The organism is Vibrio sp. 2304, from assembly GCF_033339475.1.
Classification (GTDB): Bacteria; Pseudomonadota; Gammaproteobacteria; order Enterobacterales; family Vibrionaceae; genus Vibrio; species Vibrio alginolyticus.
On sequence record NZ_JAWOUQ010000002.1, the window covers coordinates 271,540 to 288,032 of the forward strand.

A 16,493-nucleotide genomic window follows, 5' to 3' on the forward strand; every position below is an offset into this window, starting at 1 on the left:
CGTATACTACTCCAAGGACTCTTTTACTTTGCTAGCGGATCAATTCCGCAAACATAATTGATGCTGTATAAATCAGAAATGCGCCAATTAATGTTATAACGGTCGCTTTTTGGACTTTTTCATTGGTTCGATAACGAAACAGCACAAATGCTACTGCAATCAACACCGCAATGGCTAATAATCTGGTCATACCGCCTCCTTGTCCACTCATGAAAAACTGCCTAGGTCCGTAGACTGTTTCACAAAGATTCATTGTAACCCATTTATACGTACCATAAGGTCAACTTAGCGTAGATTTTAAAATAAGTGCTCCGATTTTAATCAATTTTGTGTCCTTAATTGAATAACTTATGTCGTAACGATCGAAACACATTTATCGTTCTGAAGTGTTTTTGGGTTCCATTCCCTAACCCAATAAATTTTATTTATGCCGTGACTCGCACAAAAAGATTGGCAAACATACCTTCATGAAAATTGATGAGGTTATTTCATTGAAAATAAATTGACATAGGGTGTTGAAATGGACCAAAAACATGATAGAGTTCACACGTTAATGATGACCAGCATCATTAACTAACCTTTACTCATTTAATTGAGTAATTGTTCCGATGAAGACTGCAGGAGAGTGGTTATTAATCAAATTTTAACATTTGATTAGCATAACTCGCCGAAGAATTAACTATTTCAGGTGCTACCTAGGTAGCGGGGACTGTAGTTGGAGGAACCTCTGGAGAGAACCGTTAAATCGGTCGCCGAAGGAGCAAGTCTTGCACTCACGCAAGGTGAAACTCTCAGGCAAAAGGACAGAGGAGTGGAAAGTTACAACCTAACTATTTTGCTTGGCCTTCCCGCCTACAGCCAATAGCTTAGTTCTTTTAGAGATCGTTGATCTCGTCCTTTCCCTCTTCTCCTTATTAGTTGTTTTATTAAGGGGAAATCATGAACAACCTACAATCTTTACTACAAACCATCGATAATTTTGTCTGGGGTCCACCGCTGCTTATTTTGCTAGTAGGTACAGGGGTTTACTTCACTTTTAGCCTTGGCTTGATCCAGTTTAAACACCTCCCAACAGCGCTAGCGATGGTATTCAGTAAAGATAAGTCATCTAATACTCAAGGTGACGTTTCTAGCTTTGCAGCTCTTTGTACTGCGCTCTCAGCAACAATTGGTACTGGTAACATTGTTGGTGTTGCCACAGCAATCAAACTCGGTGGACCAGGCGCTCTATTCTGGATGTGGCTCGCTGCCCTTTTCGGAATGGCGACTAAATACGCCGAATGTTTGTTGGCGGTTAAGTACCGAAGAGTCGATGATAAAGGCCAAATGATTGGTGGCCCAATGTATTACTTGCAATACGGTGTTGGCTCAAAAGCTCTCGCGATCATGTTTGCAGTGTTTGCTTTGGGTGTTGCTTGTTTTGGTATCGGTACGTTTCCACAAGTAAACGCGATTCTGGATGCAAGTGAGATATCTCTTGGTGTTAACCGTGAGCTATCTGCCTTTGTACTAACTCTTTTGGTTGCTTTCGTAACTTTGGGTGGCATCAAATCCATTGCTAACGTTGCAGGAAAAGTGGTTCCTACCATGGCTGTATTTTATGTGTTGGCGTGTTTAAGCGTGATCATCATGAATGCAGACCAATTGTTCAATGCCGTTGAATTAGTGCTGGTTTCAGCCTTTACATCAACAGCAGCGACTGGTGGTTTTCTAGGTGCAAGCATCATGTTGGCAATCCAATCAGGTATCGCTCGCGGTGTGTTCTCAAATGAATCAGGTTTGGGTAGCGCGCCTATGGCAGCAGCAGCAGCGAAGACAGACTCTTGTGTTAAACAAGGCCTAATTTCAATGACGGGTACCTTTTTCGATACCATCATTATTTGTACCATGACAGGCCTTGCTCTAATCCTGACCGGTGCATGGCAAAGTGACCTAGCAGGCGCCGCGATGACGACTCATGCTTTTGCGGTGGGTTTAAATGCAGATACATTTGGCCCTATGCTCGTTTCAATCGGTTTGATGTTCTTCGCTTTTACCACCATTCTTGGTTGGAACTACTACGGTGAGCGTTGCGTTGTGTTCCTGTTCGGAACTAAAGCTGTGCTTCCATACAAACTGATTTTCGTTGGCTTGGTGGCATCTGGTGCATTCCTTCACCTCGATATGATTTGGCTACTGGCTGATATCGTAAACGGCCTGATGGCAATTCCTAACCTGATTGGTTTGATCGCACTGCGTCACGTCGTACTGGCAGAAACCAAACTGTTCTTTAGCTCAACATCGCAATCAGGTGAAGTTGAAGCAGTGAAAGCTTAGTGAAACGACAGCTGTTCGGTCACAAACTACCAGTCACGGAGAGCAAAGCTCATTAGAAATGGTAAAAACATAAAGCCCGCTATTATTTAGCGGGCTTTATTTATCTTCGGTTAAATGGTTAATCTCTCAACCATTGATGCTCAACGTTTTCTCCACGTTCTTCAAAAAACTTCGCATTTTTTTGCTTGAATTGATCCGCTTTCAACTCTGATAGCGGCCAGTCTAAAAATGCTTCTGTTACAAAAGAGTCGCCGACACCCACTTCAATCGATTCCAGATGTTTCCCGATGTAGCGATAAAAGTAGCCTTGCCCAAACGCATCGCACACCATAGGTACATGCCTAACACGTTGATGATTGACAGAGACCGAAGCCCAAGTCGTCGTTTTAGGTTCACAGGTTTGCTCTTTTACAACGTCAACCTCAAATTTATTGTCCATAGTTGTCGAAACAAAAACGACAATAGCGTCATGCAAATACACACGCCTGAGCAATAACTGTTTAGTATCTTGAGTTCGCGTTTGTTGTATTCCATTAGCAAAAGGCTCGAAGTAGCCCCAGTGCCAAGACCAGATCATGCCGCGTTGCGCAAACTGTACTTGTGGCCACGTATGCCAAGCAACAGCGGCACCTACCCCCACAATAAATACAGCGAGTAGTATCAACAATCGATAAATATTAAGCATTAAACGGGTTTTTCAATTAATAACTTCACACCAAGTGCGACTAATACTGCGCCCGTCGCGCCTTCCATCCACTTCATAAAGCTTGCATTCTTTAGTAGATTTTTAGCCGAGTTAAGCGCGCCAGCTAAACCACACTGCCAAACCATCGCAATAGCAAAGTGTACAGATGCCATCATCATTGATTGAAGCAAGGGTGAACCTTCTGGATTCACAAACTGTGGCAAGAAAGCCAAATAGAAGACCGCCGTTTTCGGGTTCAAGACGTTAGAAAGAAAGCCCTCTCTAAAAGAGCGCTTACCATTAAACACTTCGTGAATCTGCTCGGTCACGGTCAATCCATCTTTCGACGACATTAGCGCTTTTAAACTGCTCAAACCAAGCCAGATAAGATAAGCTGCGCCAATCATTTTTACGATTTGGAACAACTCTGCAGATTGCGCAAGAATCGCCGAGATACCAACCGCAGAAAAAAAAGCATGTACGAATAAGCCAAAGCAAATCCCTAGACTGGTTGTACATCCATCTTTTAGGCCCGATCGGCTAGTGTTACGGATAACAAGTGCAGTATCTAAACCTGGCGTTAACGTTAAAATCGTAATGGCAATAATAAATGCCTCGAAATTCAAAATATCCATATTATCGTGATAATTAATTGTCAATCCTTCATCAATACCGCCAATCCACAAGATTCGCAAGCTTCTTTTTTAAGAGAGCTATACAACTGGGTGAGTTTATGGACAATGGGTTGGAGTTAATTGTTAATTATTAGTAAATTAACGCAGGTTGCTTAGTGCAACACCATATGAAGGACCCGTTATCGGGTGTTTAGGGAAAGAACAAAAGAATAAGAGTAGTCACATGAACGCATTTACAAAACTCGTTGAACATTCCAAAAAAGTGGCAAATTTTGAGCATCTATCTGCCATCATAGATTGGGATCAAGCAGCGGTCATGCCACCTGGTGGCGCTGAAGCACGATCGAATGCCACGGCAGAGCTCGATGTACATATCCATTCTTTAATGACTCAACCGCACTTGGGAGAGCTTTTCGCTCAGGCAGAAGAAGAGACGCTGTCTACAAAAGAAAAATCTATCCTAAGAGAAATGAAGCGTGGGTGGCAGCAAGCTAACTTACTACCAGAATCATTAGTTCAAGCTCAATCTCTTGCTGGCTCCAAATGTGAACATGCATGGCGTACGCAACGTGGAGAAAATGACTGGGCTGGTTTTGAAAAGAACTGGGCTGAAGTCGTAAAGCTATCGCAGGAAGAAGCGCAAATTAGAGCCGAAGCAAATGGCACGACTCCTTATGATGCCATGCTCGATGTTTATGAACCTGGCACAACGTCTGCGTCGTTAGACATTCTTTTTGCTGACGTGAAAACCTGGCTTCCTACTTTGATCGATGAAGCGCTTGAAAAACAACAATCAGACAACATCTTATTGCCAACTGCACACTACCCTGCGGAAAAGCAAAAAGCGCTCGGTTTGGAAGTCATGAAGCTACTTCAATTCGATTTTGAACACGGTCGACTTGATGAGAGTACCCACCCATTTTGTGGCGGTGTACCGACAGATGTGCGTATTACGACACGTTATAATGAAAACGAGTTTGTCCAATCATTGATGGGGATTGTCCACGAAACTGGCCATGCTCGATACGAGCAAGGGCTACCAAAAGATTTATCAGGAACACCCGCGGGAGAAGCTCGCTCTATGGGTATTCATGAATCACAATCACTCTTCTTTGAAATGCAAATAGGACGAAGCAGCGCGTTTATCGATCACCTCGCTCGACTGGCTTCTAACCATTTTTCTGGTAGTGAATTCGAAAAAGACAATTTAGCCAAAATTTACACTCGCGTAGAAAAAGGCTTTATTCGCGTAGATGCTGACGAACTTACATATCCTGCTCACGTTATTCTTCGATATGAAATTGAGCGAGATCTCATGAACGGCGTCATCAAACATACAGATGTACCAGAACTCTGGAACGAAAAGATGAAAGCGTACTTGGGGCTATCAACCGAAGGAAACTTCAAAAATGGCTGTATGCAAGATATCCATTGGACAGACGGAAGTTTTGGCTATTTCCCGTCCTACACGCTCGGTGCGATGTACGCTGCACAATTTATGGCAGCAATGAAACAAACCGTCGATGTAGATGCGGTTATTCGTTCTGGCGACTTAGCTCCGATATTCAATTGGCTCTCGGAAAACATCTGGAGTAAAGGTAGCTTATTCACCACTGATGAGTTGGTAAAACAAGCCACGGGTGAAACACTGAATGCTAAACACTTTCAAGCTCACCTAAAAGATCGCTACTTATAAAGCGAAAAGAATAGAAAGTAAAAGCCCAAGGTTCGTATGTTCCTTGGGCTTTTTGTAGGCTCTCTATGTGTTATGCCAAGCTAGGGATGAGCCTAGGCTTGTACAAACAGTCCTCACCCTCTGGTCTAGTTTTAAACCGACGATGAAGCCACATATACTGGCTCGGACTTGCCATGATTGATGTTTCAACTATTTGATTCACGAATGCGGCGGCACGTTGATGATCCTCTTTCGGGAAACCTTCGACGGGCGCACTAATGGTTAGGGTATAGTGTCCGTCTTTTCCTCTTACCATCGTAAAAGGCACAATGGCGCAATCTGTAGAATCAACCAACAAACTTGTACCTGTCGTAGTACAAGCATTTTTAACGGCAAATAACGGTGCAAATGTCGAGCGTCGGTTACCATAATCGTGGTCCGGTGCATACCAAACCCGCTCACCCGTTTTAAGTGATTCAAGCATGGCTTTGACGTTTTTACGATCAATCAGTGTACGATTAGAGCGAGAGCGTCCCTTATACTGAAAATAATCAAAGCACGGATTATTGTTTGGGCGATAAACACCGGTTCCAGACTTTTTAATGCCAAAAGCTCGAGCACCTAACTCTAGATTCATTGAGTGTACGGCCAACATTAATGCACCTTTGCCTGACTTCTCTAAAGCCTCTAGATGCTCCATGCCTTTTATCGTGACGTGTTTGTTTACCCGTTTATCTGACCAAAACCATGCCATTGCGGTCTCAAAAAGTGCGATGCCAGTATTGTCGATGTTGTCTTTTAGAATTGCTTCGCGTTGGCATTTTTCCATATGAGGGAAGCAAAGCTCAAGATTGCGTCTGATCGTAACTTGACGTTTTCTCATGAATCGCATAGCTAAACGACCAATGTTGCGTCCCAAAGCTAGTTGAACTTTAAAAGGAAGGAGGCTAAGTAAGTACATCACGCTAATGATAATTAACGTTCCCCAGTAACGAGGCAAAAGAAATTCGGCCTTGAATGCAGGCTTTTTGTATTTGTTCATGTAAGTATTGTCAGATGTGCCCATCTATAAGTGATAAAAACAATGATAATGGACTGCACTTTTATCATTGATAACGCTAATAACATAAATTAAAGCGCGCGGATTCTATGGTTCTTCGACACACTACACAATAAGAACTTTGCAGAAATATGTAGGGAATGAAAAAGCAGTAAAGATGAGTCGCCACGTTAACATCTATCGGAGTGATTTATCTACTGCCCTTTCCTAAAGTTTGAAGAAACATAACTTTGTATTTTCAATGCGCTAAATAATGTCTATTTTTCAATCACATAATGCGACCGTTATGAATACAACAATAAGACGTCATATCAATACTCGCCATTAGCGATTGAATTTGCACTAAAAAGCCGCAGCAATTTCTCGCTGCGGCTTCTTATTCACTTAACAAGTAGAGTGGAGTTATTCGTGCCCTACTGTTTTGGATAATAAATTTACGATCAACACACCAGCGATGATAAACCCAATACCAACTAGGGCTGGTAAGTCTAGACGCTGTCCGTAAACAAAGTAACCAACCGTCGCAACCAAAACGATCCCAGCACCACTCCATATGGCATAAACAACCCCAACAGGCATTGTTTGCACTGTGACGGAAAGCAAGAAGAAAGCGATGCCGTAACCAATCAAAACGACTGTGCTCGGCATTACTTTCGTAAATTGCTCTGTTTTGGGAATATAAGAAGTGGCAATCACTTCACATACAATCGCGATCGACAGCGCCAACATTGGTGGCATAGAGACAAGCATTTTGAACATAAGGCATTAACGCTCAACAGAAATGTAACCGACAACATGTCCGGATAATTAGGCCGCGCATTATACCCAACTCATCTCACGATGGAATACCACTAACGATGTTTACACACCATCACTTTCGCTTACTTTTTGATGACCAGGTGAAAGGCTGACGTTTTGGTGCTGACGAGAAATTTCAAAGTAGATATGCATATCAATCGGCTCAGGTGTATTGAGTAGCATCTTACCTACTTCACGTTGGAAATGACCATAATTACCTAGCTCATCCGTTAGTTCTAGGAGCTCGTAAGAGGCTTCATCGGCAAACATTCCATACGCATACTGATAATGACTGATATCCTTGCTCTTATCATAACCCAGCTTTTGAAGAGCTTGATCAATCTCTTCCGGCGTATAAATGTCTTTATCACCAAACGAATGCAGTAGCACGCAAGGAACTTCTTGAGCGATGCTCTGAATCTTTGTCTTTCTCTTGAAAATACCGAACATAATGTCCTCCACTGACGATGTTTCCAAATATGCACATTAATGCAAAATGGTGAGCTGATTGTTTTTAGTATGGCTCATTAATTTGAGACTTCCTTACTACGAAGTCACCTTCACATATTAACGTGATCGCATAATTACCAGCAAATAGTACACACTGCGTTTCAAACCTATCTCATCAGAAACTCTGCTTTAGTCACAATTGTGTGACAACCCCGAGTACGGTTTACCATAATGTAAAGAGTAGATTGAAAAGTCGGATTTCGTATCGACATCTAAACTTAATTAAGTTAGCTTTAGAAGTGTAGACGTCTAGATTGACTATACTTAGGGAGAGAAAGTCGTGCCAATTAGAATTCCAGATCAATTACCAGCTACCGATGTATTAAGGACAGAAAACATCTTCGTGATGAGTGAAACGCGTGCAGCGAGTCAGGAAATACGTCCTTTAAGAGTGCTGATCCTTAATCTGATGCCAAAAAAAATAGAGACTGAAACTCAGTTTCTGCGTCTACTCTCAAACAGCCCACTACAGGTTAACGTCGAATTACTGCGCATTGATAACCGCCCGAGTAAAAATACGCCAACTGAACATTTAGACACGTTTTATCGCCAATTTGAAATGGTGCGAGATAAAAACTTCGATGGCATGATCATTACTGGGGCTCCATTAGGTTTGGTACAATTTGAAGATGTCATTTATTGGGATCATCTCAAAACCATCATGGAGTGGGCAAAAGATCATGTGACATCCACTCTTTATGTTTGCTGGGCTGCGCAAGCGGGACTAAAGCTACTCTACGATCTACCTAAAAAAACGCGTAAAGAAAAACTTTCAGGCGTGTATCATCACCAAATCCATCATCAATTTCACCCTATCTTACGTGGATTTGATGACACGTTTTTGGCTCCTCACTCGCGTTACGCAGATTTTTCGCCTCACTTTCTAGAAGAGCATACTGACTTAGACATTTTAGCGACATCGGATGTCGCAGGTGTGTACTTGGCCACCACAAAAGACAAACGCAATGTCTTTGTCACAGGACACCCTGAGTATGATTCTCACACCTTACATAATGAATATATCCGAGATTTAAGCGAAGGTATGGAGCCCGCTATTCCTGTCAACTATTACCCAAACAACAACCCAGATAACCCACCAATTGCAAGCTGGAGAAGCCATGGACACCTCCTCTTTTTAAACTGGCTGAACTACTGTGTTTATCAGCAAACACCGTACGACCTCGATCACTTCAGTGAAGATGCTTTCACTAAAGACGATTAGCTTCAAAATAAGCAAACAAAGCACTCATCATTACCGAAATGTAATATGTGAACCAAGCCGCCATATGGCGGCTTTTTCATAACAGTTTGCAAACCTGATCGCATAGTGTTTTTTCCTCAATAGGCTTTTGCTAAGTAATTCATATCATGCAGAAAGATTCAGGGATGTAGGGATAAAGAATGAAAACAGCAAAGCTCGGTGCACTAATATTATTGTCTCAGTTTGCACTCGTGGGTTGCGTGACGGTGAAAGAAGATGGAAGCCCTGTCGTTAAAGCCGATCCTGTGGCAATGGCAGAATCACGTATCGCACTTGGCTTAGGTTATTTAGACGGCGGTAACATGATTCGCGCGCATGATAACTTACAACAAGCCTTAAACCACGCACCTCAATACTATCGCGCGCAATTATCTATGGCTCACTACTACGAAACGGTTGGTGAAGATATTAAAGCCGAACAGATGTATAAACGCTCTCTACGCCAACACACTAAAAACGGAAATGTGCTCAATAACTACGGTACTTTTCTTTGCAAGCGAGGTGACTTCGAAAAAGCCGATCAGATGTTTAATCGAGCCATTGAGCAGCCTTATTACTACCTTATTCCAGCGAGCTATGAGAATGCAGCTTTTTGTGCTCTAAAATCACAAGATAAAGACAAAGCGAGATACTACTTTACTAGAGCTATCGATCATGATCCCCATAGACCAAAATCGATTTTGCAACTCGCTAAAATAGAAATTGATAGCGGTGATTATACTGAAGCTAGAATTCGATTAATGAGATTCAATCAAATGTATGGCGTGAAGAAGCCCTCTTTGCAACTCATGATTCAACTTGAACGTGCAGCAGGCAATGAAGCTCTCGAGAAAAAGTATCAAAAACAATTGGAAAAATTTTCTTAGTACAAAATAGCGATACATAAGGCGCATTAGCTCACAGCCAATACAGCGCTTGACCAAGAATCCAGTGAATTCAGACTCACGGTGATACATTCATCCTGTACATAAACGTCAAATTCGGTACTATTTGAACGGAATAAGTGACCAAGTCACATTATAAAAAGTGCGCACACAACGAAATTTGTACATCATACTGTTTTTAAGATTGATTTCGGCACATTGATAAATACTAAATATTACTGACATGCACCAGAAGGAAGTTGAAGCCGGATGAAACCTGCCTGCACTCTGTTATTACTCACTTTGCTGAGTTCACCTTTTGTTGTCAGTGCACAAGAAAATATTGAGAAAACATTCACGTTTGGCATTGTGTCCAATAAAGCCCAAAGCAAAATCAAAAAAGCGACGCCCCTTACTCAGTATGTAACTGAAAATATGTCTGAATATGGTTACGCAAAAGGGGCAGTAAAGGTATTTAAAAATTATCGTCAGCTCGCGGTTGCGCTTGAAAATGGCACCGTTCAAATTGCAACGGCGACCCCCTTTAATGCGATGACCTTAGAAAAGGAGTCTAATAGCCAAGTTCTTGCTATACGATGGAAAAAAGGCCTGCAAAAATATCATACGGTGTTCTTTACTAATAAAGAGAGTGGGATTGAGTCACTTTCTGACCTGCGCGGAAAAACGCTTGTTTTTGAAAAGCGCACGTCTACCAGCAGCTATTACCTACCTGCGATTACATTGCTGAATCACGGAGAAAAACTGCAATACCTTCCCTCTCCTGATGACAAACCGGCCAAAGACAGTATTGGTTATTTATTCCTTGATGAGCAACTCGCTCAGTCAAATGAAATCAACCTATCTGTATGGGTATATAAACAGAGAGTTGCGGCAGGAGCATTCAGTAACTTCAACTGGAACAATCCCAAAGATTTGCCAGAGAACATGAAAGACAAACTAGCGATTTTTTCTCGTTCTGTTGAAATACCCAGGGATTTGATTCTCGCTTCTCCAAGCATGAGCCTAGAGCAACAGCGTAAAATCACGTCCATACTGCTTGATATGGATACAACTCACGAAGGCTCTCTCGCACTTAAAAAGTTTCAGAACACCAAAAAATTCAGCGCACTTACTCCAGAAATGCGAGCCTCCTTAAGTACAGTGCGCAAGTCAGTTCACTTGTTACCGAAGGTGGATTGATGTTTCAAAAGCTCTCACTCGAAACCAAATACATTTGCTCGACAATGTTCGTTGTCTTGTTTGTTGTGGTGATAAATCTTGCGTTATACATGCACGGTTACGATGCATATTCAAATAGCTTAACTCAACAAATCACGAACAACTCTCAAGAAAAAACAGAATCTTACGTTAAGCAAAAAGGGTTGGTTTATGCAGAGCTATTATCAAAACAGCTTTTTGATCCACTCTATACAGACAATATCAGTCAAGCGTATGAGCAAATTAAGGCAACATTGAGCCAGCCAGATGTCTCGAAAATACATGTTGTTGACAATGAAGGGCTAATCTTTCACGACGGCACTACTCAGCTAAGGATGTTTGCCCAACCTCATCACCGCTCTCCTTTTATTTTGAAAGCAATAGAAGAATCCAGAACTCTCGTTTCCTTTTCCAAGCATCAGTTGGAGATCGCAGCGCCGATTCAGCAATCAAATATTACTCTTGGGGCGGTGTATCTTGAGCTTAACTTGATACATCTACTGGAAGAGAAAGAACAGAACATTGAACAAGTCCAAGCGATTACCTCAAACGATAAACAGAAGATGTTTAACTTGCTGCTAACGATCAGTGGGATATCCGTTCTATTCGGTAGCATCATCGCTTATGCTTTGGGGCGGTCGTTAACTAAGCCACTCAAGCAACTAAAAGATCAATTTTCAGAGTCAAATACCCAAGCGCTGCCAGTCACCGACATACAAAGCAAAGATGAAGTGGGAGAACTTATTTCGGCGTACAACAAAATGTCAAACAAAGTGAACCGATACACCAGCCGAGTTGAGTTCATGGCGTACCACGATATTCTGACTTCCCTGCCAAACCGAGAAAAGTTACTCATTGATATTCAAACGCAAATAACTGACCACAAATCCCCCTCACTCGCGGTTGTGTTTATTGACTTGGATGACTTTAAGCACATTAACGATAACTACGGACATAACATTGGGGATAAATTGCTAGGCCATCTTGCCTCAGAGCTTCAAGGCCGTTTGCCGAGTTATTTTAAGCCGCTTTACCGCCTTTCGACCATCGTAAGTCGAGTAGGTGCGGATGAATTTGTACTGGCCTTTCCGTGCTCGGGCAGTCATGAAGCTAGAGAAAAAGCGAACGATATTCATCGCCAACTACTCTCTCCCTTTAGTTTGGAAGAGAACGATATTCAAATTACGGCAAGCCTCGGAATTGCTGTGTATCCAGAATTTGGTTCAAACGCTGAGTCTCTTTTACAGCTTTCCTCTCTTGCGGCGCAGGAATCTAAAAGACGCGGTAAAGACATTATGACGATATACGATTCCACGTTTGATGAAACGATTAAACAACGTTTATACATAGAACGAGAACTGCGTCGTTCAGTACGTGACTTGTCTCAATTCGAGCTGTGGTATCAACCACAATTTGATCTAAAAACCTATCGCCTAATTGGGGTCGAAGCATTGGTTAGGTGGAATCATCCCGAGAAAGGTTATATCAGTCCAGAATCGTTTATCCCGATCGCAGAACAAAGTGATTTAATATTGGAGCTTGGAGAACATATCATTAAGACGGCAGTTGCTCAGCGGGCAATGTGGGCAGAACATTTCGGTACTGATTTTCACATTGCACTAAACTTGTCCCCAAGACAAATCTATCGCCAAGATTTAAGTCAATTATTTTCTAAGTATTTACGACGACATGATGTCGCCCCTCAAACCATTCATGTTGAAGTGACAGAGTCACTTTTTATTGATGATACAGAGAAAGCTCAATATGTACTTAAAAAACTACAAAGTATCGGAGTGGAAGTTTGGCTAGATGACTTTGGTACGGGGTATTCAGCCCTTGCCTACCTACAACATATGGCTTTTGACGGGCTCAAGATTGATCGTTCATTTATCGCTCAAATCCGAAAAAGCGATCAAGACGATTCATTAGTTCGCGCGATTGTATCCATGGCTCACAACCTAAGAATGAAAGTAGTAGCCGAAGGCGTAGAAACTCAAACTCAACTCACACGAATGGAGTCTCTCCACTGTGACGTCGTACAAGGTTTTTTCTTAGGTAGACCTGTACCTGCCGAGGAATTGATTGCATTTGAATACCAACGAGGGAGTGACGTTCAAAGCGTCAATCACTTTGCTTAGAACGCCGTTTTGTTAACTATTGCCGCTTAGCGCGTTAGTACTCGTAATGCAATATCGGTCACACTTCCCCCACCTCATTAATATGAATTTCCTCTTAAAATCTAACATCTGAGATAAATAAACTACACTTTTCATATCAACTTCTTGGATATGGAAATGCGCGTGGTAGGAATCTTTTCTTGGAACAACCTGTCGGTAAAACAAAAGCTATTTGGGTTGGTTTTGCTGCCAATTTTATTGTTGCTTGTCCTCGCGGGTAAACATGTACAAAGCCTTTCTATCCAAGCTCAGGAACTACAAAAAGCACAGTTATTCTCTGTCTACATCGACCGCGTATCTTCGCTTTATCACCTACCGAATAACCCTGATGTAATAGATAAGCAACTAAAAACTCAGCAGATATCTCAATTGTTACGCGACACCGCTGCACCAGTATTCGGTGAAAACGCTGAGATACTAAACCAGTTGATAAGCTTTGAGGAGGCAACCCTCTCGATGCTCTCTTCGCAAAATCAAGAAGAAAAGTTAGATGCGGCAGAGTGGCGCGCTGATACGTTCAAAGAAATCCTCATGAGCTTAGACAAAGTCTATTTTAGAAATGTGAGTTATGAAACAAACACTCACCTTTCTTCTTTGATGCAACTTGAATGGTTGATGTTCTGGTCCACTGAAGAACATAGATTAAGCGAATATTTGATTCGATCTTCAGAGGAAAATAACGAGTATGACCTCACAACACAGGCTTCTATCCAATCTTTAATCCAGAACCAACAACTATTTCTAGAGCGTTTTGTGACGCTAAATGCCAATCAACAACAAGTAGATCTGCTCATTGAGACGTTTACGGGTGAAGTCTTTATCAAAAGCCAAGAGTTTCGTGCTTATTTATTGCAACCAGCTCAACTCAAATCATTAACCCCGGATGAGATTGATGCGGGGTTATCTGCACTCAACAAACGCTTATCGTTATTACAAAGTGTTGACGACAAAATGGAACAACAGTTGAGTGATGATATATCAAAGACAATCAACACGACGACACAGCACCGCTTTACCTTTATCGCAATGATGAGCCTTTTAACGCTGTTGGTCGTAAGTTTAACGCTAAGATTGGTGCGAAAAGTTACTGGAAACTTGAATCTAGTCCTCAAATTTCTCAGTAACGAAAGCAATGAACAAAGTAACACTGAAAATTCACCTCTTGCTCAACTAATAAAGGGTAAAGACGAGCTGAGTAAGTTTGCTCGGGAGGTAAAAAAGCTTAGTGATGAGCGGATGTTGTCCAGACTAAAGCTCACACAAGCTAAAGAAGATGCAGAACAAGCAAAAGATGATGCAATTAAGGCGAGTAAAGCCAAAAGTAGCTTTTTGGCCAACATGTCCCACGAGATCCGCACGCCGCTAAATGGCGTTATTGGCATCTCTGAAGTCTTATCCGATACTTCCCTGACTGCCACACAACGCGATTACGTCGACACGATTGAAACCTCCTCCCAACTGCTTTTGAGTTTAATTAATGACGTTCTAGACTTCTCAAAAATTGAATCTGGGATGTTGCTCATTAGCCCACATTCAACTTGTGTTCGAGAGTCTATCTATGACATTGCTTCTATCATTTCACCGAAAGCAAAGGAAAAAGGCATCGATGTGCAAGTCAACATTAGCCGTAACACGCCTTACCACGTAATGTTGGATGACCATCGTATACGCCAAGTTGTCATGAACTTCATGTCTAACGCGGTAAAATTTACCGAACAAGGCAGTGTAGAGCTATCGGTCATCACCCGCGAAATAAAAAATGGTGAAGCGGTCATCGAGTTTTCCGTTAAAGATTCTGGGATTGGTATTGATGCCCAGCAGCAAAAGAAAATATTTGCTCCATTTGCCCAAGAGGATAACTCTACTACCCGACAATTTGGGGGAACTGGACTTGGGCTTGCCATTAGCACGCAATTAGTTGAGCTAATGGGTGGAGAAATTCAACTTGAATCCGAGAAAGGTAAAGGCAGTCGCTTCTTCTTTGAACTAACTGCTCCTGTTGTGACGCAAGAGTTTAACGCTTATCACGCTCTGAATCACAACGACATATGGATTGTATGCAGCAGTACTCAACTAGAACAAAAACTGCGTAACGAGTTAAGTTTTTTCAACATCAATATAACGCAGTCAGTAGATACCTTAAGTGCGTTGCCAACGTGGATTGATAACGAGCGCGTTATCGTTATTCATGTAGAAGCATCACCAAATGCAGCGGCGATGCATATCGATGAGATAGAAAGCCTTTGTAAACGAAACATTCGTGTCTGCCTCATCAAGCACCTTCATAGCCCACAATTCGACTTTAGAAACAGTATCAGCGCCTTGGTCACTCAGCCACTACTAGGGCAGCGCTTAATTAAAGCACTTGAAAGTTGTGCGGCAAATTTCTCGCACGCACAACAAGAGAGCACTTCAGCGCAACATGTTAAATCTTTGCCGAAAATTTTGGTCGTTGATGACAATACGGTCAATCAAAAAATCGCGGGGCTACACGTCACAAAAGCTGGCTTCGACTTTGATGTCGCAGTAAACGGACAAGAAGCGGTTGAGAAATTTCAACAGAATCAATACAGCCTAATTTTAATGGACTGTATGATGCCCGTAATGGATGGATTTGAAGCCACCCAAATAATTCGTCAAATAGAAGTAAAAGAAAAACGCGCTTTCAGAATTCCGATTATTGCTCTAACGGCAAGTGTGGTCGATGACGATATACAAAAATGCTTTGACGTTGGAATGGATGACTATGTGCCCAAACCGTTTAAAGCAGGGTTGCTTAAAGAGAAGTTAGATAAGGCAATTGGGTTACGTGTTTCCAACACGACGCCTGCTGAACCACACCAAGAGAACACCACCCCCGATAAAACTCATGAACTACCTGCAAGTTCTGAGCAACCAGAAGCAACGGTAACGCCTATTCGCTCCGAACGCATCTTGCTTGTCGAAGATAATAGAGTGAACCAGAAAGTGGCTTCTCTATTGCTATCTAAAGCAGGCTATCAATTCGAAGTCGCAGAAAACGGACAAATTGCAGTCGAAATGTTCCAAAAAGATGGAAAGTTTGATGTTATTTTGATGGATTGCATGATGCCCATAATGGATGGGTTTGAAGCTTCTAGGCAAATTAGAGCTTATGAAGCGAGTAAAGGATTAGCTAAGACGCCCATTATCGCATTAACAGCAAGCGTCGTAGATGATGACATTCAACGCTGCTTTGATTCAGGAATGGATGCCTACGTACCAAAGCCTGTGCGCAAAGAAAAACTGTTGTATCAAATTGAACAAGCAATGTAGG

The 16,493-nt window shown here is 42.1% G+C and carries 13 protein-coding genes and 1 riboswitch; of the genes, 7 read left to right on the forward strand and 6 right to left on the reverse strand.

What is annotated here, in order from left to right:
* Window positions 1-31: 31 nt before the first annotated feature.
* Window positions 32-190 (reverse strand): hypothetical protein, encoded by a 159-nt coding sequence (locus tag R7P64_RS06025; protein ID WP_005377784.1) that lies wholly within the window; start codon window positions 188-190, stop codon window positions 32-34.
* A gap of 527 nt (window positions 191-717) precedes the next feature.
* Window positions 718-817, forward strand: a riboswitch (glycine riboswitch).
* Window positions 818-939: 122 nt separating this feature from the next.
* Here R7P64_RS06025 and R7P64_RS06030 point away from each other — a divergent pair.
* Entirely contained in the window at window positions 940-2,316 is a 1,377-nt protein-coding gene (locus R7P64_RS06030) for an alanine/glycine:cation symporter family protein (protein WP_005377785.1), read from the forward strand.
* 118 nt (window positions 2,317-2,434) lie between these two features.
* On the opposite strand, the gene R7P64_RS06035 is transcribed toward R7P64_RS06030, so the two are convergent.
* Window positions 2,435-3,001: a threonine transporter RhtB gene (locus tag R7P64_RS06035; RefSeq protein ID WP_258657691.1), complete on the reverse strand. Its 567-nt coding sequence runs from the start codon at window positions 2,999-3,001 to the stop codon at window positions 2,435-2,437.
* On the reverse strand, window positions 3,001-3,636 hold the full coding sequence (locus R7P64_RS06040) for a LysE family translocator (RefSeq protein ID WP_017820932.1): 636 nt from the start codon (window positions 3,634-3,636) through the stop codon (window positions 3,001-3,003). Before R7P64_RS06040 ends, R7P64_RS06035 begins: the two co-directional genes overlap by 1 nt.
* 223 nt (window positions 3,637-3,859) lie before the next feature.
* Here R7P64_RS06040 and R7P64_RS06045 point away from each other — a divergent pair, with 223 nt between their 5' ends.
* Window positions 3,860-5,332, forward strand: a complete 1,473-nt coding sequence (locus R7P64_RS06045) for a carboxypeptidase M32 (RefSeq protein ID WP_005377788.1) — start codon at window positions 3,860-3,862, stop codon at window positions 5,330-5,332.
* A gap of 70 nt (window positions 5,333-5,402) precedes the next feature.
* Here R7P64_RS06045 and R7P64_RS06050 read toward each other — a convergent pair whose 3' ends face one another.
* The 3 genes from R7P64_RS06050 to R7P64_RS06060 all read right to left on the reverse strand — a co-directional run bounded on the left by R7P64_RS06050 (window position 5,403) and on the right by R7P64_RS06060 (window position 7,619).
* Entirely contained in the window at window positions 5,403-6,353 is a 951-nt protein-coding gene (locus tag R7P64_RS06050) for an LpxL/LpxP family Kdo(2)-lipid IV(A) lauroyl/palmitoleoyl acyltransferase (RefSeq protein WP_053303308.1), read from the reverse strand.
* Between the two features lie 420 nt (window positions 6,354-6,773).
* Window positions 6,774-7,109, reverse strand: a complete 336-nt coding sequence (locus R7P64_RS06055; protein ID WP_069593657.1) for a DMT family transporter — start codon at window positions 7,107-7,109, stop codon at window positions 6,774-6,776.
* Between the two features lie 123 nt (window positions 7,110-7,232).
* Window positions 7,233-7,619, reverse strand: coding sequence for a DUF6559 family protein (locus tag R7P64_RS06060; RefSeq protein WP_005377791.1), 387 nt, complete (start codon window positions 7,617-7,619; stop codon window positions 7,233-7,235).
* A gap of 340 nt (window positions 7,620-7,959) precedes the next feature.
* On the opposite strand from R7P64_RS06060, the gene metA reads away from it, so the two are divergent.
* The 5 genes from metA (at window position 7,960) to R7P64_RS06085 (ending at window position 16,492) form a co-directional block, all read left to right on the forward strand.
* Window positions 7,960-8,901 (forward strand): homoserine O-acetyltransferase MetA, encoded by a 942-nt coding sequence (metA, locus tag R7P64_RS06065; protein ID WP_005377792.1) that lies wholly within the window; start codon window positions 7,960-7,962, stop codon window positions 8,899-8,901.
* Between the two features lie 179 nt (window positions 8,902-9,080).
* Window positions 9,081-9,806, forward strand: a complete 726-nt coding sequence (gene pilW, locus R7P64_RS06070; protein WP_017820928.1) for a type IV pilus biogenesis/stability protein PilW — start codon at window positions 9,081-9,083, stop codon at window positions 9,804-9,806.
* A 267-nt stretch (window positions 9,807-10,073) separates the two neighbouring features.
* On the forward strand, window positions 10,074-11,003 hold the full coding sequence (locus R7P64_RS06075) for a phosphate/phosphite/phosphonate ABC transporter substrate-binding protein (RefSeq protein ID WP_017633990.1): 930 nt from the start codon (window positions 10,074-10,076) through the stop codon (window positions 11,001-11,003).
* Complete coding sequence (locus R7P64_RS06080; protein WP_213973391.1) at window positions 11,003-13,159, forward strand: GGDEF domain-containing phosphodiesterase; 2,157 nt, start codon at window positions 11,003-11,005, stop codon at window positions 13,157-13,159. Before R7P64_RS06075 ends, R7P64_RS06080 begins: the two co-directional genes overlap by 1 nt.
* A gap of 156 nt (window positions 13,160-13,315) precedes the next feature.
* Complete coding sequence (locus tag R7P64_RS06085; protein WP_213961182.1) at window positions 13,316-16,492, forward strand: response regulator; 3,177 nt, start codon at window positions 13,316-13,318, stop codon at window positions 16,490-16,492.
* The last annotated feature ends 1 nt before the right edge of the window (window position 16,493 follow it).

Coding starts and splice junctions, on each gene's coding strand:
- R7P64_RS06025 (WP_005377784.1), bottom strand. CDS start 190: ATGACCAGATTATTAGCCATTGCGGTGTTGATTGCAGTAGCATTTGTG.
- R7P64_RS06030 (WP_005377785.1), top strand. CDS start 940: ATGAACAACCTACAATCTTTACTACAAACCATCGATAATTTTGTCTGG.
- R7P64_RS06035 (WP_258657691.1), bottom strand. CDS start 3,001: ATGCTTAATATTTATCGATTGTTGATACTACTCGCTGTATTTATTGTG.
- R7P64_RS06040 (WP_017820932.1), bottom strand. CDS start 3,636: ATGGATATTTTGAATTTCGAGGCATTTATTATTGCCATTACGATTTTA.
- R7P64_RS06045 (WP_005377788.1), top strand. CDS start 3,860: ATGAACGCATTTACAAAACTCGTTGAACATTCCAAAAAAGTGGCAAAT.
- R7P64_RS06050 (WP_053303308.1), bottom strand. CDS start 6,353: ATGAACAAATACAAAAAGCCTGCATTCAAGGCCGAATTTCTTTTGCCT.
- R7P64_RS06055 (WP_069593657.1), bottom strand. CDS start 7,109: ATGCCACCAATGTTGGCGCTGTCGATCGCGATTGTATGTGAAGTGATT.
- R7P64_RS06060 (WP_005377791.1), bottom strand. CDS start 7,619: ATGTTCGGTATTTTCAAGAGAAAGACAAAGATTCAGAGCATCGCTCAA.
- pilW (WP_017820928.1), top strand. CDS start 9,081: ATGAAAACAGCAAAGCTCGGTGCACTAATATTATTGTCTCAGTTTGCA.
- R7P64_RS06075 (WP_017633990.1), top strand. CDS start 10,074: ATGAAACCTGCCTGCACTCTGTTATTACTCACTTTGCTGAGTTCACCT.
- R7P64_RS06080 (WP_213973391.1), top strand. CDS start 11,003: ATGTTTCAAAAGCTCTCACTCGAAACCAAATACATTTGCTCGACAATG.
- R7P64_RS06085 (WP_213961182.1), top strand. CDS start 13,316: ATGCGCGTGGTAGGAATCTTTTCTTGGAACAACCTGTCGGTAAAACAA.